Origin of the sequence: Bacillus sp. FS02, from assembly GCF_024398395.1 — a bacterium.
In the GTDB taxonomy this organism is placed as follows: domain Bacteria; phylum Bacillota; class Bacilli; order Bacillales; family Bacillaceae; genus Bacillus; species Bacillus altitudinis.
Genome location: NZ_CP074101.1, coordinates 3,343,718 through 3,365,982, shown reverse-complemented (window position 1 = coordinate 3,365,982; position 22,265 = coordinate 3,343,718). Strand labels below are relative to the sequence as shown.

Below are 22,265 nucleotides of genomic sequence, written 5' to 3'. Positions count from 1 at the left end.
CGCATTTAGCGGCACCTCATCACATTGCATGCACTTTTTATTGACCCGTAATCTTATCTAGTAAACCTTCATCAAATTGCTTTTCTTTCAGCATCGCAATTTCGAATTTGTAAGGTGGTTTCTTGTTCTTTTTATCTTCACCTACATAAGGCGTTTCTAGAATCTTCGGCACATCTTGAAGCTGTGGATGATGAACGATATAGCTCAGGGCATCAAAACCAATTTCTCCAAAACCGATATTTTCATGTCGGTCTTTTCTTGCGCCTTGTACATTTTTACTATCATTAATATGAAGAACTTTGATTCGGTCGATCCCGACAATTCGATCAAATTCTTCTAATACTCCATCAAAATCACTCACAATGGGATAACCTGCATCGTGCGTGTGACACGTATCAAAGCAAACAGAAAGTGCTTCGTTATGTGTCACACCGTCAATAATTTGGGCAAGCTCTTCAAAGCTTCTTCCGCACTCTGATCCTTTTCCCGCCATTGTTTCCAGCGCAATTTGAACCTCCTGCCCCTTCACAATGACTTCATTGAGACCTTCAATGATTTTTTGAATTCCAGCATCTGCACCTGCTCCGACATGCGCACCTGGATGAAGAACAATTTGTCTTGCACCTAGCGCTTCTGTACGCTCTATCTCAGAGCGAAGGAAGTCCACTCCAAGCTCAAATGTCGCTGGATTCACTGTGTTCCCAATATTGATAATATACGGTGCATGAACGACGATATCTGTCATACCATGCTCTTTCATATGCGCTTGTCCAGCTTCAATATTGAGATCTTCAATTTTTTTACGGCGCGTATTTTGCGGTGCACCTGTATAAATCATAAAAGTATTTGAACCATAAGAGGCAGCTTCCTCACTCGCTGCAAGAAGCATATGTTTTCCGCTCATGGATACATGTGATCCAATCTTCAACAATGTGTCCCCCTACTTTCCGTTACGCTTTGACTTTCTACGTTCTTGTCTTTTGATCTTATCCATCTCACGTGTCATTTTCTTTTTATATCCAGGTTTGACGGCTTTCGGTTTTCTGACAAGGCGTTTTGCTTTTTCTTCAATTTCATTTGGTGCTTTTTTACGTCTTTGACGCTTCAAACGATCATCTGCATCTCGCCATTCGCCATGAACAATTGTTTTGTTTTCAAACACAACACCCATTTTTTCAATTTGAACGAGTGCATCCTCATCAGCGAGATCATAAATGGTCATTGCAATGCCAGATGAACCAGCGCGAGCCGTTCTTCCCACACGGTGAACATAAAAATCAAGATCGGATGGGAGCTCATAGTTAATCACGTGGCTGACGCCCTTAATATCAATCCCGCGGGCAGCAAGATCAGATGCCACAATATATGTGAACTCCAAATCTTCAATTTGTTTCATCACTTTTTTACGTTCACGAGGCGTTAAACCGCCATGAAGCACCCCAATTTTCATTCCTTTTTCCTGTAGGAATGAGGCAATTTCATCAACAGTTGATTTTGTATTGGCAAAGATGATTCCTAAATAAGGCTGTACATTCGTCACCATTTCATGAAGTAATTTTAATTTATCACGTTGTTTAGATGGAACTAAAATATGCTGAATGTTTTCAGCCGTAATGCGTTTCGGTTCAACATGTGCATATTTCGGATTATCCATATATTTTTTGAGGAAAGGTTTTAATTTTTCTGGAATAGTTGCTGAGAACACGAGCATTTGCAACTGTTCTGGCATTTGTGAACCAATACGATCCACATCTTCTAAAAAGCCCATATCTAGCATAAGGTCAGCTTCATCAATGACAAGAGATGTTGCTTTGTACACATTCAGCGCTTGCTCATGAATAAGATCAGCAATACGTCCAGGAGTGCCGACCACTAAGTGCGGCTGATTCTTTAGCTTTTGAATGGATTTCTGCTTGTCCGTTCCGCCAATGTAAAGCTTTGCCTTGATTTCTTCTTCTGGAGTCGTATTTTTTAAGATCGTTTGTGCTTCTTTAAAAATTTGATTCGCTAATTCTCGTGTTGGTGCAGTAATGACCACTTGTACTTGCTCTTTGCTTGGATCAATTGAATGAATAAGCGGCAATAAATACGCATGGGTTTTCCCTGTCCCTGTTTGAGACTGTCCAATCACGCTTTCACCTTTTAAAACAGCAGGGATAATTCTTTTTTGAATATCAGTCGGCTCATAAAAGCCCAGTTCATGAATAGCATCTATAATAAAAGACTTTAATTCATATGTCGTAAATTTCGTTTCTTTCATGTTTTCACTCCTTAAGGCAATGCCTTTTTGCTCATCTCCTCATTATAGCTGATTTTCAGCAAAAAAACCATGTCCGCTTTTCTCACAGGAAACCAAATGATACTTCCCTGCATAACCTATGAAGAGAAAGAGAATGCAGTAAGGGAGGTACAAGTATGTTAGGGCAAAGGCCTATGGGCGATTTTCAGCCGCATCGTCCCTCACGCCGGCACCTTGGAAATGGCGGTCAGCCCGGGATTTTTCAACGGAGACAGCAGGCTCCGATCGAACAGCCTTTTCAAGGGCAAGGCAACCAATTTCAACAAATGATGCCTCGCGGCGGTCTACGCGGGATGGGTGGCATTCCTGGAGGCGAAAGCCGAGCACTAGGCGGCGGCGCCGGAATTAAGGGCATGCTGGCAAAATTTCTTCCTGGAGCTGGAGGAGCAGGGATCTCTGGAGCTGGAGGTGGTGCGGGATTACAAGGAATCCAGAGCTTCGCAAACCCTGCGAACCTTTCAAGCATGTTAGGAAATGTTCAAAAAGTACTCGGAATGGCGCAGCAATTCACGCCTATGATTCAGCAATATGGTCCTTTAGTCAGAAATTTGCCTGCCATGATTAAACTCTATAGCCAGCTTGGCAGTGCGGATGATGATGAAACAAATACGAATGATGCAGACGAAGAACCAAAAGAAATCACTGCAGAAACAGACGTTCCGCACGAACAAGCAGCACCGGTTGATGATGAAATAGAAGAAGGAAAAGAAGAAGAACCAGAGGACATCCTTGTCAAAAAAGGGACTGTACACACATCAGCTGCTCCTGAAGCAAAACCGAAAAAAAGATCGGGCAGTTCCATTCCGAAACTATATGTCTAGTGATCTTTTATAGGCGAAGTGTTTCCCATGTATAACAATCTTTGATATATGCGCTTACTTTGGCTATAATGAAGGAAGAGAATGATCAAAAGCCGTTTTTCACGGCTTTTTATATTGTTCTTCTCTAGCAGCACTTCCCTACAGGAGGACGAATAAATGAATGTAATTAAAATTTCGCCGCGTGGCTATTGCTATGGCGTTGTAGATGCAATGGTCATTGCTAAAAATGCCGCACTTGATAAAAACTTGCCACGCCCAATTTATATATTAGGTATGATTGTGCACAACAAACATGTCACAGATGCCTTCGAAGAAGATGGAATTTACACACTGGACGGACCAAACCGTCTAGATATTTTAAAACAGGTTGAAAGTGGCACAGTGATTTTCACCGCTCACGGCGTATCTCCTGAAGTCCGTCAAATTGCAGAAGAAAAAGGCCTTGTCGCCATTGATGCGACGTGTCCAGATGTCACGAAAACACATGAACTCATTTCAGAAAAAACAGCTGATGGATATGACATTATTTATATCGGGAAAAAGGGGCACCCTGAGCCAGAAGGAGCCGTCGGTGTTGCACCTGACAAAGTGCACCTTGTCGAAACAGAAGCTGATATTAAAGCGCTCGATTTAACGTCAGATAAACTACTCATCACCAATCAGACGACAATGTCTCAGTGGGATGTTCATGATCTGATGGAGCTCATTAAAGAAAAATATCCTCACGTCGAGTACCATCAAGAAATCTGCCTTGCGACACAGGTACGTCAGGAAGCTGTGTCACAGCAAGCAGGCCAAGCCGATCTGACCATTGTGGTCGGCGATCCAAAAAGCAATAACTCAAATCGTCTGGCGCAAGTGTCAATGGAGATTGCAGGAACGCAGGCTTACCGAATTGGTGATCTCAGTGAGTTAAAGCTTGAATGGCTCCAAGGTGTAAAAACAGTTGCCGTTACTGCAGGTGCTTCCACACCAACACCTATTACAAAAGAAGTCATTCGTTTCTTAGAAAACTATGAACCTGATGATGAATCGACATGGAAAATTGAACGGACGGTTCCTCTTTCTAAGATATTACCTCGCGTGAAAACAAAGAAATAAAAAAACGTCAGAGCTGCTATGCTCTGACGTTTTTATTTACACAAATTGAAACGGATTTGTGTTTGATTCTGATACAAAGAATTGCACATCATATTTTTTATCTGTACATAGCGATTCTAGCTTTGTCTTCACGCCCTCTTTCATGATCTTTTCTGCGTAATGACCTGGGTCCACTACATTCAGTCCGAGCATCATGGCATCGTGAGCGACATGGAAATAAAGGTCGCCAGTCACGTACACATCTGCACCCATTCTTTTCGCTTGATGGATATATTTATTTCCGTCTCCTCCAAGCACAGCTACTTTTTTCACGACCGCTTCCTGATCTCCTACAAAACGCGCTCCATTCACATCTAACTTCGTTTTCACAAATTGAGTGAAGTCTTTAAGTGTCATAGGTTCTTTTAATTCTCCAATACGCCCAAGGCCTTTTTGAATAGGAGGAAGATCTGTCGTGTGTACACTGTAAGCCACTTCTTCATAAGGGTGTGCTTTGATCATTTCACGAATCACTTGTTTTTCAATACTCGCTGGGAAAATGGTTTCGATTCGTACTTCTTTCACAAATTCCAATTTACCCGTCTCACCAATAAATGGCACAGCTTCTTCTGATGGCAGAAAACTGCCTGTCCCTTCATTTGAAAAAGCGCAATGACTGTAGTTGCCAATATGGCCAGCTCCCGCATTTCCTAAAGCCGTCCTGATGGCCTCTTCAAATTCCACTGGGACATACAAGGCTAGCTGCTTAATTGGATCTTCGTATGTTGGAACTAGCACTTTTGTTTCCCCGAGCTCTAAAGCGTCTGCAAGCAAGTCATTGACTCCTCCATCAGCCACGTCCAGGTTTGTATGTGCTACATACACCGCAATATCATGTTTGATGCATTTCTCAATGATCCGTCCTGCCGGCTGATCTGTCGCCACATGTTTTAATGGACGGAAAATTGGCGGATGGTGGGCAATAATGAGATCCACCTTCCGCTCAATTGCCTCATCTACCACATTTTCTAATACATCTAAGGTGATCATGACATTGGTCACTTTTTTATTCAGCGTTCCAATCTGGAGCCCAATTTTATCACCTTCCACCGCATATGCCTTTGGTGAGAATTGCTCAAATAATTGGATGATTTCATGCCCGTTCACTGTTTTAGCCAACAGTCAAAACCTCCTTTAGCATTTTTATTTTCGCATTCAGCTCTTTGAGACGTTCTTTGTTCTCTTCCGTCGGCGCTGCTTGTTGAATCTGGCCTTCTATATGCTCCATGTGCTGAAGCTCATTCATCCATTTGCGCCTGAAGACATCATTTTGCTCTTTGGCAAGAAACGGACCAACGAGCATGCCTGTTTCAATCGACATGCCTTCATAGGCTTTATCTTTGTCACCAGTTTCGGCAATGATGATTTCGTATATTTTGCCATCCTCTTCTAAAATCACTTCATCCATCAATTCATACCCCTCTTGATAGAGCCATAAACGAATATGGTGAGCATGAATATTAGGCTGAAGAATAAGCCGCTCCTGCCCTGTGAGCTTGTGTTTACCTTCATTTAGAATGCATGCAATGAGTGCCCCGCCCATTCCTGCAATTGTAACAGCATTCACCTCGCCTTTTTCAATCACTTCAAGGCCATTTCCTTTTCTGACTGAAATCTGCTCATCTAATTCAAGCCTATGTACTTGCTGCTTCGCAGATTGAAGCGGTCCATCAGTAATTTCACCAGCAATGGCTTTCAATGCTTTATGATGTAATATCGCATAACATGGCAAATAGGCATGATCTGAGCCAATATCAGCAAAGACCGCCTCTTTTGGTAAAAAGTCTGCGACTCTTTTTAATCGTTTTGACAAATTCATTTCATTCATCCATATCACTACTTTTCTTTAATGTTCATACTTGTCTATCTTATATAAATTATGGACTTTTTAAAAGTCGTTTTCAAATGAAAAAAGCTCTTCTGATGAAAAAGAGCTTTTTGCGCTTTATTATTTAATTTTGGATACCCATTCTGACATTTCATCGAGCTTTTCATTCGGGATTAGCCCACCCGGCATCCCATTCCCGCCTTCTTGAATTTTCTTCTTGATGTCTGCTACTTCAAGCTTGTCGCCAACACCTTTTAATGCAGGACCAGCGCCACCTTCGTAGTTTTCCCCATGACAGCTAATACAGTTCTGCTTATACAATTCTTCCGGCGTCGCATTTGCGGTCTCTTCTTGCTTTTGCTCTTTGCCCCAGAGGCAATTTTGTCTTCATCTTTCAGCCCCTTCATTGATAAGAAAAAAGTGAGTCCAATACCTAAAATGGCAATCAATAAGAATGGTATAAGTGGATTCCGTTTCATTTCTTTCATCCTCCCCTTTGTGAAAAACCCCTTTGAGACTATGCAAACAATTCTAATTCTACTTTAATTTTACAAAAAGTAAACGAATTATGATACAAAACTTTGGTCAAGTTCACAGATTAGACAAAAATGATTCAAAATGAGAAAAGAAGCCTTCAGCACATTTAGATGTATTTTTTATACATCTTTTCTCTAAGAACGTTGCAAATTCATTTGTTATTCAGTAAAATATAATCAGGTCAAAAAAGCGTTTTCATTTTGATGAAGAAAGAACGGATCTCTCTCAAGATCCGTCCGGTTTCTATTCTAAGAAGTCTTTTAATCGTTTACTTCTGCTTGGGTGTCTTAATTTACGAAGAGCTTTCGCTTCAATTTGGCGAATACGCTCTCTTGTTACGCCAAAAACCTTTCCTACCTCTTCTAATGTGCGTGTTCTTCCGTCATCTAGTCCGAAACGCAGTCTCAGCACATTTTCTTCACGGTCCGTTAGCGTATCTAATACATCTTCAAGCTGCTCTTTTAAGAGCTCATAGGCAGCATGGTCTGATGGAGAAGTCGCCTCTTGGTCTTCGATAAAATCACCAAGATGCGAGTCATCTTCCTCACCAATAGGTGTTTCTAAAGATACTGGCTCTTGCGCAATTTTAAGAATTTCTCTTACTTTCTCTGGTGTTAAATCCATGTCTTCCGCAATTTCTTCTGGCGTTGGTTCTCTACCTAGATCTTGTAGAAGCTGTCTTTGGACACGGATTAATTTATTAATGGTTTCCACCATATGAACCGGGATCCGGATTGTTCTCGCCTGATCGGCAATCGCACGTGTGATCGCCTGTCTAATCCACCAAGTCGCATATGTTGAGAATTTGTATCCTTTGCGGTAATCAAACTTCTCAACCGCCTTCATGAGCCCCATGTTTCCTTCTTGAATTAAGTCAAGGAACAGCATACCACGACCAACATAACGTTTCGCAATGCTGACAACAAGACGAAGGTTCGCTTCCGCTAATCTTCTTTTTGATTCCTCATCGCCTTCTTCAATCTTTTGAGCATACGTAATCTCTTCTTTCGCAGATAGCAAATTGACGCGCCCGATCTCTTTTAAGTACATACGAACAGGATCATTAATTTTGACACCTGGTGGTACGCTTAAATCATTCAGGTCAAATTCCTCTTCTGCCTTAGCCAGCTGCTGAACATTTGGGTCTTCAGTCTCTTCGTTTTCACTGATGAGTTCTACACCCTGTTCGCCTAAGTATTCATAGTATTCATCCATCTGGTCTGATTCAATTTCAAAGCTAGACATACGCTCTGCAATTTCTTCGTATGTTAAAACGCCCCGTTTTTTACCCGTTTCAGTGAGCTTATCTCTCACCTGTTCAAAGGTTAATTCAGTTTCAGTTTCGTGGGCTTGTTTATCAGCCATTATGGATCCCTCCTTCCAAAGCTTGCAACGAATTCTAAAGTAACTTGCGATTTGCTTCTGCTCTGCCTTTCTCTCTCTATCAAACAGAATGAGCAAATAGGAATAAAATAAATAATGATGAAGGCAAGATGCTTGCGGTCTTATGCTCCTCCCATTAAAGGATTCATTGCCAGCCGTAAGTCTTGTCATAAATAGTAGACGTATTACTTCAGCGAACGGTTCAACTGAATAATTTCTTTTGCAAGTGTTGCCGCTTTGAAGAAATCTTTTTGCCTCTCCGCCTCTGCACGTTCTAGTTCTTTTTCCTTTATCATTGACAAATTCCGATGATTCAACACTTTTTTTACATAATCACTTAATTCAGCTTCACTTAGTTCGTCTCCAACTTGAATCATGAAAATATCCGTCAGGAGCTGATTGATCACATCATCTTCTATACGGTTCATCAGATGCTGCGGGGTCGGCTCCTTGCCTTCTTCATACAATGCATAAATGTATGTTGCCAGCGCTCTGTGCGAATCTATATTAAATTCAAACCCTATCCTATCAAGCACTTTTCGGATCACGTCATCATTTTTCAACATATGTGCAAGGAGCATTCGCTCTGCGTTTTCATATGCCGGCCTTAGACGTTTTCGTCTTACCTGTGTTGACAGATGTGCACGCCGCTTTTCAAGCCCATTTTCTTCTTGCGAGCTCTTGGCCTCTTGTCGCTGCTGCTTTTCAAAAAGCTCCAATTGCTCCTTTAATGAGTCAAGTGAAATGGAGAACTCCCCGGCCAGCTGCTTCATGTAAATCTCTTGTTCCAAGGAACCGTTTAATCGGCTGATTTCTCGGAGAACCTGCTTCATGTAAGTCAGGCGGTCTCCTTCGTCAGACAAATTCTTTCCTCTTCGGAAAAAATTCATCTTAAATGTCATTAATGTCACACTTGCATCTATGATGTCATTCCTAAATTTCTCGCCGCCATATTTACGAATGTAATCATCTGGATCAAGTCCATCTGGTATCATGGCAACGCGAACTTTACATCCTCTTTTTCCAAGCAAATCTGATGCTTTCATGGTCGCTTCATACCCGGCCGTGTCAGAGTCATAACATAAAATGATCTCTTCTACGTTCCGCCTAAGAAGCTTTACGTGCTCTTCTGTTAAAGACGTACCCATTGTTGCAACACTTTCGCCAACACCACTTGTGACAGCCGAGATGACGTCAGCAAATCCTTCGAAAAGGACTGCACGTTCGCGTTTTCTAATATGCATACGAGCGTCATGAAAGTGATAAAGCAGCTTACTTTTATGAAAAAGTGGCGTTTCAGGACTATTCATATACTTTGGCTGCTGATCACCAAGTGATCTTCCAGAAAAAGCGACGACCGTCCCGTGATGATCATGAATCGGAAACATGACACGATCTCTAAAGCGGTCAAAAAAACCTGTGCCGTTTTCTCGTTGAATCAAAAGACCAGCCTTCTCCATCATCGCAGGATCAAACCCTCGTTTTTCTAAAAACTTGGTCACGAAATCCCACGAGTCGAGAGCATACCCGATCTCGAACTTGGCAATTGTTTCATCCGTAAAGCCCCTGGACCTTAAATAATCGAGTGCGTTTTGACCTTCCTTTGTATTTACCAGCAAATGGTGGTAAAATTTCTTAAGAAGCTCATGCGCCTCAATCATTTTATGATCTGCTGTATCCTCTTGCTGTGAGGAACTGATCTGCGCATTCGCTACATGATCCGGCAAATCAATATGGTACTTATCAGCAACATGTGAAACGGCTTCAATAAATGAGTAGCCTTCCATTTGTCTGAGGAACGAAAATACATTGCCTCCTGCACCACAGCCAAAACAATGGAAGATTTGCTTATCTGCTGAAACAGAGAATGAAGGAGTATTTTCACCATGGAATGGACAAAGACCGAAATAATTCCGACCTTGTTTTCTAAGCTGTACGTATTCTCCAATCACTTCGACAATGTCTGCGTTTTTTTGGATTTGCTCCAAAAGTTCATCTGGTATACGTTTGCTCATCCTAATAACACTCCGTCGTACATTATTCGCCTTTTAATTCAAAAATCCTTCATGATTCGACAGGATTTTTTGTAGTTGGGCAATAAATCGCTTTTTATCCTCTTCTAAAAGCTTTTTGGGACCTTTTCCGTATACACCTTTTCTTCGCTGTTTACTGGAAACATGCCTGCGTTCCAAATCAAAATCAATTGTTTCGTTTGTGTACATTCGTCCTCTTTCAGACAGAACAATGACTTGTCTTGGAAGCAGTAAGGAGGCCAGACCAATATCCTGGGTGACAACAATATCGTGCTTGACAGCTAAGTTCGCAATGACTAAATCTGCTGCTTCCTTATGTGTATCAACAAACCGCCAATCTTCAAGTGGTGATCGTTTGGTTTGAAAATGCTCATATGAAGCAATGAAAGTCACAGGTACTTGAAATTGAGATGCGACAGAAAGGATTTCGTCTTTTACAGGACAAGCATCTGCATCGACATAAATCGTCCTTTCTTTTTTACGTTCATTCAGGTGACTAATTCTCCATCCCTCCACCTTATTCCTGCTTTAGAGAAGCAAAAAGACCATACTTTTCCCCCATAAAGCAATCAACAGTAAAACTCATTTTGTCGAAAAGTTATGTTCAGAATCACTTGACTTCTGCCAATATTAGTTTATTCGTTCTTGACTTAACTTAAACCTAAAATCAATCATTTTATCACAATTTTTTATTATAATACAAATGCAGCAAATATGCTATTGTTTTTGTTTACCCGTTTCCCACCATAGGAAAAACCCAGGAGGAGCATCCTGAGTTTATTCGGAACCTCTTTTGGTCAGCATTTGATGAATGACATTTGCTGTCTCCTCAACTGCTTTATTCGATACATCAACAACTTGACAGTTAATGCGGTCAACCACTTTTTCAAAATATTCTAGTTCCTCTTTAATCCGTTCGATATTCGCATAAATGGCACGGTCATTTAAACCGAGTGATTTTAAACGTTCTTTACGGATATGATTTAGTTTGTCTGGACTAATTTTTAGGCCGATGCATTTTTTTGGATCAACTGAGAATAACTCCTCTGGCGGATCAACTTCAGGAACAATCGGAACGTTTGCTACCTTCAAGCGTTTATGTGCTAAGTATTGAGAAAGTGGTGTCTTAGACGTACGCGATACACCAATCAGCACAATATCAGCCTTTAGAATACCTCTTGGGTCCCGGCCATCATCATATTTCACAGCGAACTCAATGGCTTCTACCTTTTTAAAATAGTCCTCATCTAATTGACGTACACGACCTGGCTCATGTTTCGCTTCATTTCCATATGCCGTCTCCATTTTATCAATAAGTGGACCGATAATGTCATAGTACACGACGCCATTCGCTTCTGCTTCTTCAATTAAGAATTGGCGCATTTCTGGCACAACAAGAGTAAAGCAAACGATTCCATTATCTGCTTTCGCCAATGAAATCACTTCTTTAATCGTACCGACATCCTCTACATATGGGATTCTTCTAATATTTGAATGGTCGGATGAGCCGCCATCAAATTGGCTAAGTGCCGCTTTGACCACGAGCTCTGCCGTTTCTCCGACTGAATCTGATACAACAAAAATTACACGATTACTCATAACATCCCTCGCAGTCTTCTGTAATTAGATAATTTCGTTCTCTGATAAGCTAACAAGTATTTTCGTCATGTTTGTTTTCGTAATTCTGCCGACCACTTCAAAGCCTTTATCCGTATCTTTTATAACAGGAAGTGCATCTATTTGTTTTTCAATCAAGTGCTTGGCCACATCCATAATAAAATCTTCTTTGCGGCAAACGGTAATGTTCGGCATTCTTGTCATAATAATATGGACAGGTATAGATGGAAGTTCTTGTTTCCCAATACTTGCTCGAAGGAGGTCTTTTCTTGATAACACGCCTGTTAAAATAGAGTGATCGTCCACAACGAATAATGTGCCCACATCCTCTAAAAACATCGTACAAATCGCATCATAAACCGAAACATTCTCGTGTATCACGACCGGAATGGACTGAAAATCTTTCACTTGAAGTTTTTTCAGCTTATCTGCCAGAAGCTGCGTGCCTGTTTTGCCTGTAAAAAAGTAGCCGACCCTTGGTCTTGCTTCTAAAAAGCCAGACATCGTTAAAATGGCTAAATCCGGTCTGAGGGTAGCCCTTGTTAAGTTCAGCCGATCGGCGATATGCTCTCCAGTGATCGGACCATTCTCTTTGACAATCTGTAAAATCTGCTCTTGCCGTTTATTTAACTCGATTGTACTCACCACCTTTAAATAGAGAGAGCGAATCCTTACTTTATGTATATCAATTTCATAACTCATCATATTATAGCGCATCTTCGTCCGAATGAAACAAAAATCCACTCAAAAACCGTGAATTAAATGAGTAAAAAACGATTGCCCTTCGAAAAAGGCAACCGTTCTTAGGTATTTATTTTACAATTAAATTGTTCATATTCGCAAATGATTGAATGACTTTTGCAAGTTTGACCATTTGTGCCAAACGATTTTGTTTCAGTTTTTCATCATCGGCATGAACCATTGTATGGTCGAAATAATGAACAATTGGTGCCTTTAACGTATCTAACGCTTCAAGTGCTGAATGGTACTGTCCACTTGCCATATGCTCGTTGACGGCTTTTTCCGCTTGCTGATACGCTTCAAATAGCTTTTGTTCGTGTTCATTTTCAAACAGTTCAGGCTGAATCTGTGCGTCTTCCCCTTTTTTACTGATTGAAATGACGCGGCCTAGTGCCTCAGCCGTTTCTTTGAAACTTTCCTGTTTCACGCTCTCCTCAAGAACAGCTGCTTTTTTCACAACTGCATATGGTTCAATATTTTCAACATCAAGGACTGCTTCCACCACGTCATGACGGATATGTTCTGCTTGGAGAACATATTTCAAACGGTGTGTTAAAAATTCAATGAGAGCCGCTTCATGTTTTGTCTCTACTTGAGCTAGTGCTAAAAGCTCTTTAAATGAAAGATTCCATTGGCGGTCAAGCAGGATTTGAACGATACCGCTCGCTTGTCTTCTTAATCCATAAGGATCTTGAGAGCCCGTTGGAATGACATCAATTGAGAAGAATGAACAAATAGAATCTAGCTTATCCGCCACTGCAACAATCGCCCCAATAAGTGTTGACGGCGCATCGTCACCGGCAAAACGCGGCATATAGTGCTCGTTGATACTCTTTGCCACTTCTTCATGCTCGCCAAGTGCTCTAGCATATTTTTCACCCATGATTCCTTGCAGTTCTGGGAATTCATAGACCATCTGAGTCACAAGATCAAATTTAGAAATACTGGCTGCTCTTGCAGCGCGTTTAGACGTTTCTTCATCTGCTCCCACATGACTAGCAAGGCGGACGGCAATGTCTGTTACTCTTTTCAGCTTGTCGCCAATCGTGCCAAGTTTCTCATGGAATACGACTTTATCAAGCTTTTGAATGTTGTCTTCAATGACGAGTTTTTCGTCTTCTTTATAGAAAAATGCCGCATCTAATAAACGTGCACGAAGAACCTTTTCGTTCCCTCTTGCCACATTTTCAAGTGCCTCACTGTTTCCATTTCTGACCGTAATAAAGTGCGGCAGTAATTCCCCTTGTTCATTTTTCACAGGGAAATAACGCTGATGCTCTTTCATTGTCGTAACAAGCACTTCTTCCGGTAGCGCAAGAAATTCTTCTTCAAAAGAACCAAATAGAACGGTTGGATATTCAACGAGATCGTTCACTTCTTCTAGAAGCTCGGGATCAACTGGAATGACCCAGCCTTTTTCGGAAGAAAGGGCATGTAATTGCTCAGTAATTAATTGTTTTCTTTTATCTGAATCTACAATGACAAATTGATCTCTTAATGTTTGCTCATAAGAAGCTGGTGTGTCAATGCTGGCTGTTGTCCCTAGGAAACGATGTCCTCTAGTCTCCCGTCCGCTTTTCACTCCTGCAATTTCGACAGGAATGATCTCTTGACCAAATAAACAAACAATCCATTTAATTGGACGGATATAGCGTAAATCCTCGCTTCCCCATCTCATGTTCTTTGGAAAACTCAATGAAGCGGCAATGTCCCCCAATGCTGGAAGAAGGTCTTTGACTTGCTTACCTTCTTGAAACTTTTGGACATGGACATAATCTACACCTTTGATGTCTTTGAAATACAGATCATCAGTTGAAGCGCCTTGTCCGCGGGCAAAACCTTCGGCAGCTTTTGTCCAATTGCCTTCAGCATCTTGAGCAATCTTTTTAGCCGGTCCTTTTGCTTCTTCTTTGATGTCCTCTTGTTTTTCTGCAACACCTTTAACGAGTACAGCTAGACGTCTTGGTGAATTAAATAAAGCAACGTCTTCGAATGAAATATTTTGCGCTACGAACCAAGCTTTTACTTTGTCACCTAGCTGCTTTGTGCTTTCTGGCATGAAACGAGCCGGCATCTCTTCTAAGCCGATTTCAAGTAATACATCTTGTTTATTCATGAGAAGCCGCCTCCTCTTTTAGCATAGGGAATCCTAGTTTTTCTCGTTCTTCGTAATATGTTTTGGCTACTTTTCTCGCTAACTGACGTACTCTTCCGATATAACCTGTTCGCTCAGTCACAGAAATCGCGCCTTTGGCATCAAGCAGGTTAAAGGTGTGAGAACATTTGAGTACATAATCATATGCCGGGTGAACAAGTCCTTTGTCCATTTGGCTATGTGCTTCTTTTTCATATGTTGTAAATAAATCGAACAGCATATCCGTATTAGATGTTTCAAACGTATACACAGAATGCTCGTATTCAGCCATTAAGAATAAATCTCTTACAGTAAAGCCATCTGTCCATTCAAGGTCAAACACATTTTCTTTGTCCTGAATGTAAGAAGCAAGGCGCTCAATTCCGTATGTGATTTCAACAGAAACTGGCTTACATTCTAAACCGCCGACTTGCTGGAAATACGTAAATTGCGTAATTTCCATTCCATCAAGCCAAACTTCCCAGCCAAGTCCTGCGCAGCCAAGAGATGGGTTTTCCCAGTTGTCTTCAACAAAACGAATATCATGTTTCAGCGGGTCAATGCCAAGCGCCTTCAATGATTCTAGATACAGTTCTTGAATATTGTCAGGTGATGGCTTAATGATCACTTGAAATTGATGATGTTGATACAATCTGTTTGGGTTTTCTCCATATCTGCCGTCAGCCGGGCGTCTTGAAGGTTCTACATAAGCTACCTTCCATGGCTCTGGCCCAATGCTTCTGAGGAACGTGTATGGACTCATCGTTCCAGCACCTTTTTCTGTGTCATATGCCTGCATTAATACGCAGCCTTCATTTGACCAATGCTTTTGCAGTGTCAAAATCATGTCTTGAATATTCAATGATCGCACCTCCATCTTTTTTACACCATCCGCTATGTATGGCGGTGGGGCCTAGAACCTTTTTGCAAAACACAAAAACTCCCGTCTCTATGCTCACAAGGTTCCTTGCAAACATAGGGACGAGAGTTTTTCCCGCGGTTCCACCCTATTTGCTGGTGTCGTAGCACCCAGCCGCTTTGTTTTACGTTGCTCAAGAATGCCTTTCGTTACGTGTCCATCCTTAGCTCACACCGCCCTAAGGTCGCTTTTATGGCTGATACGTAAGTACTTCTTTCTGTCAATGCAACATATTTGATCTTAGATGATCTTACAAAAAGTCACGAGAGATGTCAACTTTTGTTTTCACCGTCCATTAGCTTTTTCATGGATTCCATTTGATTCATGAATTTTTTTGATTTTAAATAAAGACCTGAATACTCTTCATAATAATGATCGAGCACTTGACGAATTTCTTGTTTCGTCTGTGGTTTCACGTCAACCTGACCAAGCCTTGATAAATCAAAATAATGAAACAAACGGAGCAGTCTTGCTGCTGCTGGGGATAAGGGCAGTTTATATGGATCTTTAGAAAAGCATTGCCTACAGATGAATCCGTTATCTCTAATTGAGAAATGGAACTGCCCTTCTTTTTGACCGCAGTGTACACATTGGTCCAGTTCAGGCTTCAACCCCATCACTGACAGCATTTTAACCTCTACGATAAATAAAATAATATCAGCATCTGTGCCTTCATTGAGATGGCGTAAAGATTGAAGAAGAAGTTCAAACAAGTAAGGGTTTGGCTTCTTTTCTTCTGTTCCTTTATCAAGTAATTCTGTCATATATGCGGCATATGCAGTCAGAAATAAATCTTCCCGAATGGTTCGCATGCTTTCCATCATTTCACCTTGCTGGAGCGTTCCAAGTCCTGTTGATGATTGGATCAGGAAGGTTCCGTATAAAAACGGCTGGCTTATGGCTGACAGGCGGCTGTTCGATTTCTTAGCGCCTCTTGCCATCACACCAATTTTCCCATGTTCTCTAGTGAGCAGCGTGACAATTTTGTTTGTTTCGCCATAATCTGTTGTTCTAAGGACGATTCCTTCACTTTTAATGAGCATTTGTCTACACTCCGAGCATTGGAGGGGGTCAAGAATTATAAGATTGGAAAATCAAGTCGTGCTATTTCTTCTTCAAGTACATCGGGTCTTTCCAGGTTCTCCTTTTCTAACTCTTTGAAAAGCAGATACGTGTCAACGCTTCCTGTTTGTGAAAATACGTTCCATGTAAAATTCAACATAAAAACCCCACCTTTCTTTATTAGAAGCAGCAACGCTACATCCAACATATTAATTTTATCTTGACCAGGCTACCTCCATTTCATGATAAACAATTTTTACTAATCGAACCGCACCATTGTCAGATCTACTAACAACTGTATCGGTTTTTAATATTCGTCTTCTCTAAATCCGAAATCACGAAGATGTGTGGATTTATTACGCCAGTCCTTCTGCACTTTTACCCAAAGCTCTAAATACACCTTTGAGCCTAAAAGTGCTTCAATGTCTCTGCGCGCTTTTTGTCCCACTTCTTTTAATAAGCTGCCGCGCTTACCAATCACAATCCCTTTTTGTGAATCACGTTCTACGACGATGGTCGCTGCAACATGAATCTTGCCGTTTTCATCTGGCTTGATCGATTCAATTGCAACCGCAATACTGTGAGGGATCTCTTCTCTCGTTAAATGCAGCACTTTTTCACGAATTAATTCAGAAATAATAAATCGCTCTGGGTGATCTGTTACTTGATCTGCCGGATAAAATTGAGGGCCTTCTGGAAGATAACCTTCAATTTGCTGAAGAAGCGTATCAATGTTGTTGCCTTCAAGTGCTGAAATTGGCACAATTTCCTTAAATGGGTAACGTGTGCGGTATTCATCAATTAAAAGGAACAGTTCATCCGGATGAATTTGGTCAATTTTATTGACGACAAGGAACACCGGTGTCGATGTTTGCTTTAGTCGTTCAATGATGAATTCATCACCTTTGCCATAGCCTTCCTGTGCGTTGATCATAAACAAGATCAGGTCGACTTCCTTGAGTGTATTTTGAGCCACCCTCATCATAAAATCGCCAAGTTTGTGCTTCGGTTTATGAATTCCTGGTGTATCGATAAAAATCGTTTGTGACGTGTTCGTTGTCAGAACACCCTGCACTTTGTTTCGAGTCGTTTGGGGCTTATCACTCATAATCGCAATCTTTTGTCCAATCACACGATTAAGAAAGGTCGATTTCCCTACATTTGGTCTTCCAATAATTGATACAAATCCTGATTTGAAGCTTTCGTTAGTCATTTAAATCCTCCGGTGAAAATGCGCCTGGCAATAGTTCGTTTACTGTCGTTTCGTATATATGTCCTTTTAAGTTCGTTAGAATCACTGGCATATCAGGTGCACATAGCTCTGAAATGACCTGTCTGCATGCGCCGCATGGTGAAACAGGCCGATCTGTATCAGCCACTACTGCAAGCATTTGAAAAGATGTGATGCCCTCTGAGTAAGCTTTAAAAAGTGCTGTTCTTTCCGCACAATTACACATACCATATGCTGCATTTTCAATATTGCAGCCGCCATACACTTTTCCGTCATGCGATAATAATGCTGCACCGACTTTGAATTTAGAATAGGGTACATATGCAAAATCTCTTGCTTTGACTGCTTCTGAAATCAACTCTTGTTTGTTCATTCTAGTTCCCACTTTCAGAAGAAATGGTACCACTGTCACATTTATATTTTACATAATTCACGTGACATTTTCACGCCCATTTCTAAAAATGTTAATAAATAGTAATATTGTTCTATTGCATGATCTTCGGTAAGAAGATGATCAACCCAATCATAACCGAAATGGCGGCGTAAACGCAAACAGCGCCTGCTGCGGCGTCCTTCGCTCTCTCAGCAAGAGGATGCTTCTCTTCTGTGAAAAGATCTACTGTATGTTCAATCGCTGTATTCACAAGTTCTAACGCAAACATCCCGCCACATAAAAGCAGAATGATCATCCATTCAACCGGATGAATGTGAAACCAAAAGCCGCAAATCACCACGATGATGGCTGCGACTGTGTGGAATCGAAAATTCCGTTCATTCAAGAAAGTTCGCCCTATTCCTCTAAATGCATAATAAAAACTCCGAAAAAAACGGACAAGCGGCGTTCGCTTCTTACGATGATCTCGAAAGGCCATAATCATCCAAAATTTTTGTCTGTTTGGCGAACATTTCTTTTTCATCTTCTTCTGTCATATGATCATAACCAAGCAAATGAAGAAAACCATGAATCGTTAAAAATCCTAGCTCTCTCATGAAGGAATGTCCATATTCCTCTGCTTGCTCTTTCGTTCGATCAACACTAATGATAATGTCACCTAGTACCGGCGGAATGTCATCAGCACCAATGATTTCAATTTCCCCTTCGCCTTCTTCCTCAAGTGCAAATGAAATCACATCTGTTGGTGCATCTTTTCCTCGGTATTCTTTATTAATTTGATGAATTTCCTCATTCGAAACGATCGACACTGATACTTCCGCTTGATCTTTTACCTCAAGGGCATCCGCAGCAAATTGAAGAAGCTTTTCCACTTCTTCAAGCTGCTCTTTCGTTACTTGTCCTGTTTCATCTATTAAATCGATTAACAATGTCATTTACTTCACCTTCTGCTTCGGGGCATCTGGATATTCAATCCGAGAATGGAAAATCCCCTTTAATGTTGTACAAATTGTTTGGCTAATAATATTTAATTCTTTAAATGTCAGATCACATTCACTAAATTGTCCATCCTGCATCTTATCTGAAATAATGCCTTTCACAAGCTTTTCAATCCGCTCAGGGTTTGGATTATGCATCGAACGAACCGCCGCTTCCACGCTGTCAGCTACAGAAATAATGGCCGCTTCTTTCGATTGCGGTTTTGGACCAGGATAACGAAATTCTTCTTCTGTCACCTGATCATCCCGTTCTTTTGCCTTATAGTAAAAGAACTTCAGCAGGGACTTTCCGTGATGCTGTTCTGCAATGTCCACAAGTTCCTCTGGAAACTTCTTTTCTCTCAGCATTTCAGCACCATCTGTCGTATGGGCAATAATAATATTCTTGCTCAGCTGAGGAGAAAGCTTGTCGTGTGGATTATCAATGTTCATTTGGTTTTCGATAAAGTATTGTGGTCTTTTCGTTTTTCCAATGTCATGATAATAAGCTCCAACCCTTGCTAACAATCCATTTGCACCGACTGCTTCACATGCAGCATCCGCTAAATTCGCCACCATGACACTATGATGATATGTACCTGGCGTCTCTGTTAAGATCTTTTTCAGCAGCGGATGATTCGGGTTCGATAATTCAATAAGCTTCATGGTCGAAAGAATGCCAAACATGCTCTCAAAGACTGGCATTAACCCAATAACCAAAATAGCCGATGCAAACCCTGACACAATCGCCATGATGAGGTTCACACCTATTTCAAGCCCTGATGGAGAAGAATTTTGAATCAGCATAATGGACAGCACAACAAGTACATTCACCAAAGCTACCCAAAGCCCCGCCTGCAAAATTTTTGATCTCGCATTATGTTTTCTCAAAAATAAAATCCCCGCCATCCCGCTTATTAAATAATAAGCACAGATGACATAGTTAAAGACGCCTGTTACTCCTTGATTAAACATCATACTGCCGCAAAGGGCAAATACAAGGCCGGAGAAGATCGCCAGCCGCTCATTGATCAGCAGCTTAATCAGCATCGTGCCAAGTGCCACAGGCACGACGTAGCCGATGGTTGTATATTTGGTTTCCTGGAAGAGACTGAATACTTCCATGATGATTAAAATAATGGTGAAAATAAGCGAGTACAGCAGTAACGATTTATTCTTATGGACGAGCGACTTTTTCCTCGATTCCAGTGAGTGGACAATCGCCGCTAAGAAGAGACCAATTAAGATGATAAGACCGCTTACAGGCTTAAACAAATTGGAGCTGTTTAAAAGGCCGGTCAGTTCTAATTTGCGATACACTTCGCGGTCAATGAGCTCTCCTTCTTCCACTAAAATTTGCCCTTGCTTAATTTGAACCGGCTGGATATTATCAGCTGCTTCTTGTCTTTTCTTCTCTGTTGCGACCGGGTCAAATACATAGTTTGGAATAATCGCAAATTCACCAATTTCTTTCGCTGCATTTAAATATTTTGACGGAATCGAATTGTTTTCAAGCTCTGCTTTCACTTGTTTCTTTTCATCTTGCAGCTTAGAAGCTGTGATTTCTTTACTCATGAGAGAATTGACCACTGTGATGATGGAATCTTTTGTAAAAGAAAGATTTTCGTCACTTGCTTGGAGCAGCGCTTTAATCGATTGATCCGAAACAGCTTCCTGCATATCGGTTGTGAGTTTCTCTTTTACACGCTTCACCATCTCTTGATCTGTTGGCGGGTTCTCTTTGTCATCAGCTGCTGCTTTCTTCTCTTCTTTAATGGCTTCAAAGAGGGATGAAATGAGGTCAACACGATTATCAGAATACGCTTTTTTGAGTGTATATTGGTCTTCCACTTGATCCGTTGCTTCTTGTTTCTTTTCTTCTGTTGCTTCTTGGTCATCAACGGTAGACGGAGAATAGATGGTCTGTTCGCTCACTGAAAACAAATCTAGGTCGAGCGATTCAGGCTTTACATGGAAGAAGAGCACCACAAACAGGATGGCCGCTAAACCAGCGTATAGCAGTACGTTTAAATAGCGTGAGCGCTCCATTTTCTGAGGTTCTTTTTTAGACAGCAGCCTTTTGCGCTTACTGCCTTTCTGATTCTTTCTCAAGGAAAGTACCTCCTTTTTTACTTTAAACCACGATCGAAACAAAATGACCCGATTAAGGCGATCGGGTCACTCAGTTCATTTTTGCTTTTCGTATGCTCCAATGATCTTCGCCACAAGCGGGTGTCTGACCACATCTGTCTGATCTAATTCAATGAATGAGATACCCTTGATCTCAGCAAGCATGTCCTTTGCAGCTGCAAGGCCTGACTGCATACCTTTAGGCAAATCAATTTGTGTAATATCTCCTGTAATGACCATTTTAGAACCAAAGCCTAGTCTCGTCAAAAACATTTTCATTTGAGCTGGCGTTGTATTCTGCGCTTCATCTAAAATCACAAATGCATCATCAAGCGTCCGCCCTCTCATATAGGCAAGAGGGGCAATTTCAATCACTCCGCGCTCAATTAAACGTTCCGTATGATCACTACCAAGCACATCGTGCAAAGCATCATATAGCGGTCTTAAATAAGGATCGACTTTTTCTTTTAAATCTCCTGGCAAAAAGCCAAGACTTTCTCCTGCTTCAACAGCTGGCCTTGTCAGGATAATCCGTTTGACATGTCCATTTTTCAGGGCATGTACGGCGTTGACCACTGCCAAATACGTTTTACCTGTACCAGCAGGTCCAATCCCAAAGACCAGATCATCTTTTTTCATTGCCGCAGCATATTCACGCTGGCCGATCGTTTTGACTCTGATCGACTTTCCTTTGGCATTTTTCGTAATTTCATCTTCATACATATTTTCAAAATAATTGAGCTTGTCTTTTTGCGCCATTTTAATGGCATAGACGACATCCCGTTCAGAAATCTCAATTCCTTTACGAATGAGATGTAAGAGAGATGTAATCAAACGGCTCACAGTATCTCTTGATGCTTCCTGACCAGAAACATACACTTTCTCTCCACGTGTGATAATGGAGACATTCAGCTCGTTTTCCATCAGTTTCAGATAAGCATCTTGATTGCCAAATAAAGCAATGGCTTCGTTTGGGCTATCCAATTTTTGTTGAATCTCAAGTAAATGTTCTGTCATTC

At 41.2% G+C, this 22,265-nt stretch carries 21 protein-coding genes and 1 pseudogene; 2 read left to right on the top strand and 20 right to left on the bottom strand.

From position 1 onward, the window contains the following. Positions 1-37 precede the first annotated feature (37 nt). Positions 38-931, bottom strand: a complete 894-nt coding sequence (locus KFQ09_RS17235; RefSeq protein ID WP_017358005.1) for a deoxyribonuclease IV — start codon at positions 929-931, stop codon at positions 38-40. Between the two features lie 9 nt (positions 932-940). After that, positions 941-2,260 (bottom strand): DEAD/DEAH box helicase, encoded by a 1,320-nt coding sequence (locus KFQ09_RS17230; protein ID WP_007501280.1) that lies wholly within the window; start codon positions 2,258-2,260, stop codon positions 941-943. Between the two features lie 155 nt (positions 2,261-2,415). On the opposite strand from KFQ09_RS17230, the gene KFQ09_RS17225 reads away from it, so the two are divergent. Together KFQ09_RS17225 and KFQ09_RS17220 are read left to right on the top strand one after the other, a co-directional pair. Then, complete coding sequence (locus tag KFQ09_RS17225) at positions 2,416-3,120, top strand: YqfQ family protein (RefSeq protein WP_250026301.1); 705 nt, start codon at positions 2,416-2,418, stop codon at positions 3,118-3,120. Positions 3,121-3,276: 156 nt separating this feature from the next. Then, complete coding sequence (locus KFQ09_RS17220) at positions 3,277-4,221, top strand: 4-hydroxy-3-methylbut-2-enyl diphosphate reductase (protein ID WP_007501283.1); 945 nt, start codon at positions 3,277-3,279, stop codon at positions 4,219-4,221. Positions 4,222-4,257: 36 nt separating this feature from the next. On the opposite strand, the gene KFQ09_RS17215 is transcribed toward KFQ09_RS17220, so the two are convergent. The 18 genes and pseudogenes from KFQ09_RS17215 to KFQ09_RS17130 all read right to left on the bottom strand — a co-directional run bounded on the left by KFQ09_RS17215 (position 4,258) and on the right by KFQ09_RS17130 (position 22,263). Further along, entirely contained in the window at positions 4,258-5,379 is a 1,122-nt protein-coding gene (locus KFQ09_RS17215; protein WP_017367619.1) for a Nif3-like dinuclear metal center hexameric protein, read from the bottom strand. Then, the gene (locus KFQ09_RS17210; protein WP_255835841.1) at positions 5,372-6,088 is read right to left on the bottom strand and encodes a tRNA (adenine(22)-N(1))-methyltransferase; all 717 of its coding nucleotides are present in this window, start codon (positions 6,086-6,088) and stop codon (positions 5,372-5,374) included. The genes KFQ09_RS17215 and KFQ09_RS17210 overlap by 8 nt, the downstream gene beginning before the upstream one ends. A gap of 120 nt (positions 6,089-6,208) precedes the next feature. Further along, a pseudogene (gene cccA / locus KFQ09_RS17205) lies at positions 6,209-6,567 on the bottom strand (cytochrome c550). Between the two features lie 301 nt (positions 6,568-6,868). Continuing rightward, a complete protein-coding gene (rpoD, locus tag KFQ09_RS17200) occupies positions 6,869-7,990 on the bottom strand; it encodes an RNA polymerase sigma factor RpoD (RefSeq protein WP_008342392.1) in 1,122 nt (373 codons plus the stop codon). Between the two features lie 203 nt (positions 7,991-8,193). Then, positions 8,194-10,023 carry a DNA primase gene (gene dnaG / locus KFQ09_RS17195; RefSeq protein WP_008342393.1) on the bottom strand — a complete coding sequence of 610 codons (1,830 nt, stop codon included), beginning with the start codon at positions 10,021-10,023 and terminating at the stop codon, positions 8,194-8,196. Between the two features lie 33 nt (positions 10,024-10,056). Beyond that, positions 10,057-10,557, bottom strand: coding sequence for a YaiI/YqxD family protein (locus KFQ09_RS17190; RefSeq protein ID WP_008342395.1), 501 nt, complete (start codon positions 10,555-10,557; stop codon positions 10,057-10,059). A gap of 261 nt (positions 10,558-10,818) precedes the next feature. After that, positions 10,819-11,640 (bottom strand): pyruvate, water dikinase regulatory protein, encoded by an 822-nt coding sequence (locus tag KFQ09_RS17185; protein ID WP_008342399.1) that lies wholly within the window; start codon positions 11,638-11,640, stop codon positions 10,819-10,821. Positions 11,641-11,664: 24 nt separating this feature from the next. Next, positions 11,665-12,303, bottom strand: coding sequence for a transcriptional regulator CcpN (locus KFQ09_RS17180; RefSeq protein WP_024423017.1), 639 nt, complete (start codon positions 12,301-12,303; stop codon positions 11,665-11,667). A gap of 166 nt (positions 12,304-12,469) precedes the next feature. Continuing rightward, positions 12,470-14,515: a glycine--tRNA ligase subunit beta gene (gene glyS / locus KFQ09_RS17175; RefSeq protein ID WP_255835840.1), complete on the bottom strand. Its 2,046-nt coding sequence runs from the start codon at positions 14,513-14,515 to the stop codon at positions 12,470-12,472. Continuing rightward, positions 14,508-15,395 (bottom strand): glycine--tRNA ligase subunit alpha, encoded by an 888-nt coding sequence (gene glyQ / locus KFQ09_RS17170; protein WP_003217487.1) that lies wholly within the window; start codon positions 15,393-15,395, stop codon positions 14,508-14,510. Before glyQ ends, glyS begins: the two co-directional genes overlap by 8 nt. 329 nt (positions 15,396-15,724) lie before the next feature. Beyond that, complete coding sequence (recO, locus tag KFQ09_RS17165) at positions 15,725-16,495, bottom strand: DNA repair protein RecO (protein WP_007501304.1); 771 nt, start codon at positions 16,493-16,495, stop codon at positions 15,725-15,727. Positions 16,496-16,530: 35 nt separating this feature from the next. After that, entirely contained in the window at positions 16,531-16,674 is a 144-nt protein-coding gene (locus KFQ09_RS17160) for a YqzL family protein (protein WP_008342408.1), read from the bottom strand. 147 nt (positions 16,675-16,821) lie between these two features. Next, positions 16,822-17,727, bottom strand: a complete 906-nt coding sequence (gene era, locus KFQ09_RS17155; RefSeq protein ID WP_007501305.1) for a GTPase Era — start codon at positions 17,725-17,727, stop codon at positions 16,822-16,824. Next, positions 17,720-18,118, bottom strand: coding sequence for a cytidine deaminase (locus KFQ09_RS17150; protein WP_008342410.1), 399 nt, complete (start codon positions 18,116-18,118; stop codon positions 17,720-17,722). Before KFQ09_RS17150 ends, era begins: the two co-directional genes overlap by 8 nt. Positions 18,119-18,230: 112 nt before the next feature. Then, positions 18,231-18,617 carry a diacylglycerol kinase family protein gene (locus KFQ09_RS17145; protein WP_076822228.1) on the bottom strand — a complete coding sequence of 129 codons (387 nt, stop codon included), beginning with the start codon at positions 18,615-18,617 and terminating at the stop codon, positions 18,231-18,233. Beyond that, positions 18,595-19,074, bottom strand: a complete 480-nt coding sequence (gene ybeY / locus KFQ09_RS17140) for an rRNA maturation RNase YbeY (RefSeq protein WP_017358013.1) — start codon at positions 19,072-19,074, stop codon at positions 18,595-18,597. The genes KFQ09_RS17145 and ybeY overlap by 23 nt, the downstream gene beginning before the upstream one ends. Beyond that, positions 19,075-21,189, bottom strand: a complete 2,115-nt coding sequence (locus KFQ09_RS17135) for an HD family phosphohydrolase (RefSeq protein WP_370648338.1) — start codon at positions 21,187-21,189, stop codon at positions 19,075-19,077. Positions 21,190-21,303: 114 nt separating this feature from the next. Next, the gene (locus KFQ09_RS17130) at positions 21,304-22,263 is read right to left on the bottom strand and encodes a PhoH family protein (protein ID WP_008342419.1); all 960 of its coding nucleotides are present in this window, start codon (positions 22,261-22,263) and stop codon (positions 21,304-21,306) included. Positions 22,264-22,265: the final 2 nt, after the last annotated feature.

What these genes read in the sequence shown, in the direction of transcription:
- KFQ09_RS17225 (WP_250026301.1), top strand. Translation starts at nt 2,416, where the DNA reads ATGTTAGGGCAAAGGCCTATGGGCGATTTTCAGCCGCATCGTCCCTCA.
- recO (WP_007501304.1), bottom strand. Translation starts at nt 16,495, where the DNA reads ATGCTCATTAAAAGTGAAGGAATCGTCCTTAGAACAACAGATTATGGC.
- KFQ09_RS17210 (WP_255835841.1), bottom strand. Translation starts at nt 6,088, where the DNA reads ATGAATGAAATGAATTTGTCAAAACGATTAAAAAGAGTCGCAGACTTT.
- KFQ09_RS17150 (WP_008342410.1), bottom strand. Translation starts at nt 18,118, where the DNA reads ATGAACAAACAAGAGTTGATTTCAGAAGCAGTCAAAGCAAGAGATTTT.
- KFQ09_RS17145 (WP_076822228.1), bottom strand. Translation starts at nt 18,617, where the DNA reads ATGGCCTTTCGAGATCATCGTAAGAAGCGAACGCCGCTTGTCCGTTTT.
- KFQ09_RS17230 (WP_007501280.1), bottom strand. Translation starts at nt 2,260, where the DNA reads ATGAAAGAAACGAAATTTACGACATATGAATTAAAGTCTTTTATTATA.
- KFQ09_RS17130 (WP_008342419.1), bottom strand. Translation starts at nt 22,263, where the DNA reads ATGACAGAACATTTACTTGAGATTCAACAAAAATTGGATAGCCCAAAC.
- KFQ09_RS17220 (WP_007501283.1), top strand. Translation starts at nt 3,277, where the DNA reads ATGAATGTAATTAAAATTTCGCCGCGTGGCTATTGCTATGGCGTTGTA.
- rpoD (WP_008342392.1), bottom strand. Translation starts at nt 7,990, where the DNA reads ATGGCTGATAAACAAGCCCACGAAACTGAAACTGAATTAACCTTTGAA.
- glyS (WP_255835840.1), bottom strand. Translation starts at nt 14,515, where the DNA reads ATGAATAAACAAGATGTATTACTTGAAATCGGCTTAGAAGAGATGCCG.
- ybeY (WP_017358013.1), bottom strand. Translation starts at nt 19,074, where the DNA reads ATGACATTGTTAATCGATTTAATAGATGAAACAGGACAAGTAACGAAA.
- KFQ09_RS17160 (WP_008342408.1), bottom strand. Translation starts at nt 16,674, where the DNA reads ATGTTGAATTTTACATGGAACGTATTTTCACAAACAGGAAGCGTTGAC.
- dnaG (WP_008342393.1), bottom strand. Translation starts at nt 10,023, where the DNA reads ATGAGCAAACGTATACCAGATGAACTTTTGGAGCAAATCCAAAAAAAC.
- KFQ09_RS17185 (WP_008342399.1), bottom strand. Translation starts at nt 11,640, where the DNA reads ATGAGTAATCGTGTAATTTTTGTTGTATCAGATTCAGTCGGAGAAACG.
- era (WP_007501305.1), bottom strand. Translation starts at nt 17,727, where the DNA reads ATGACTAACGAAAGCTTCAAATCAGGATTTGTATCAATTATTGGAAGA.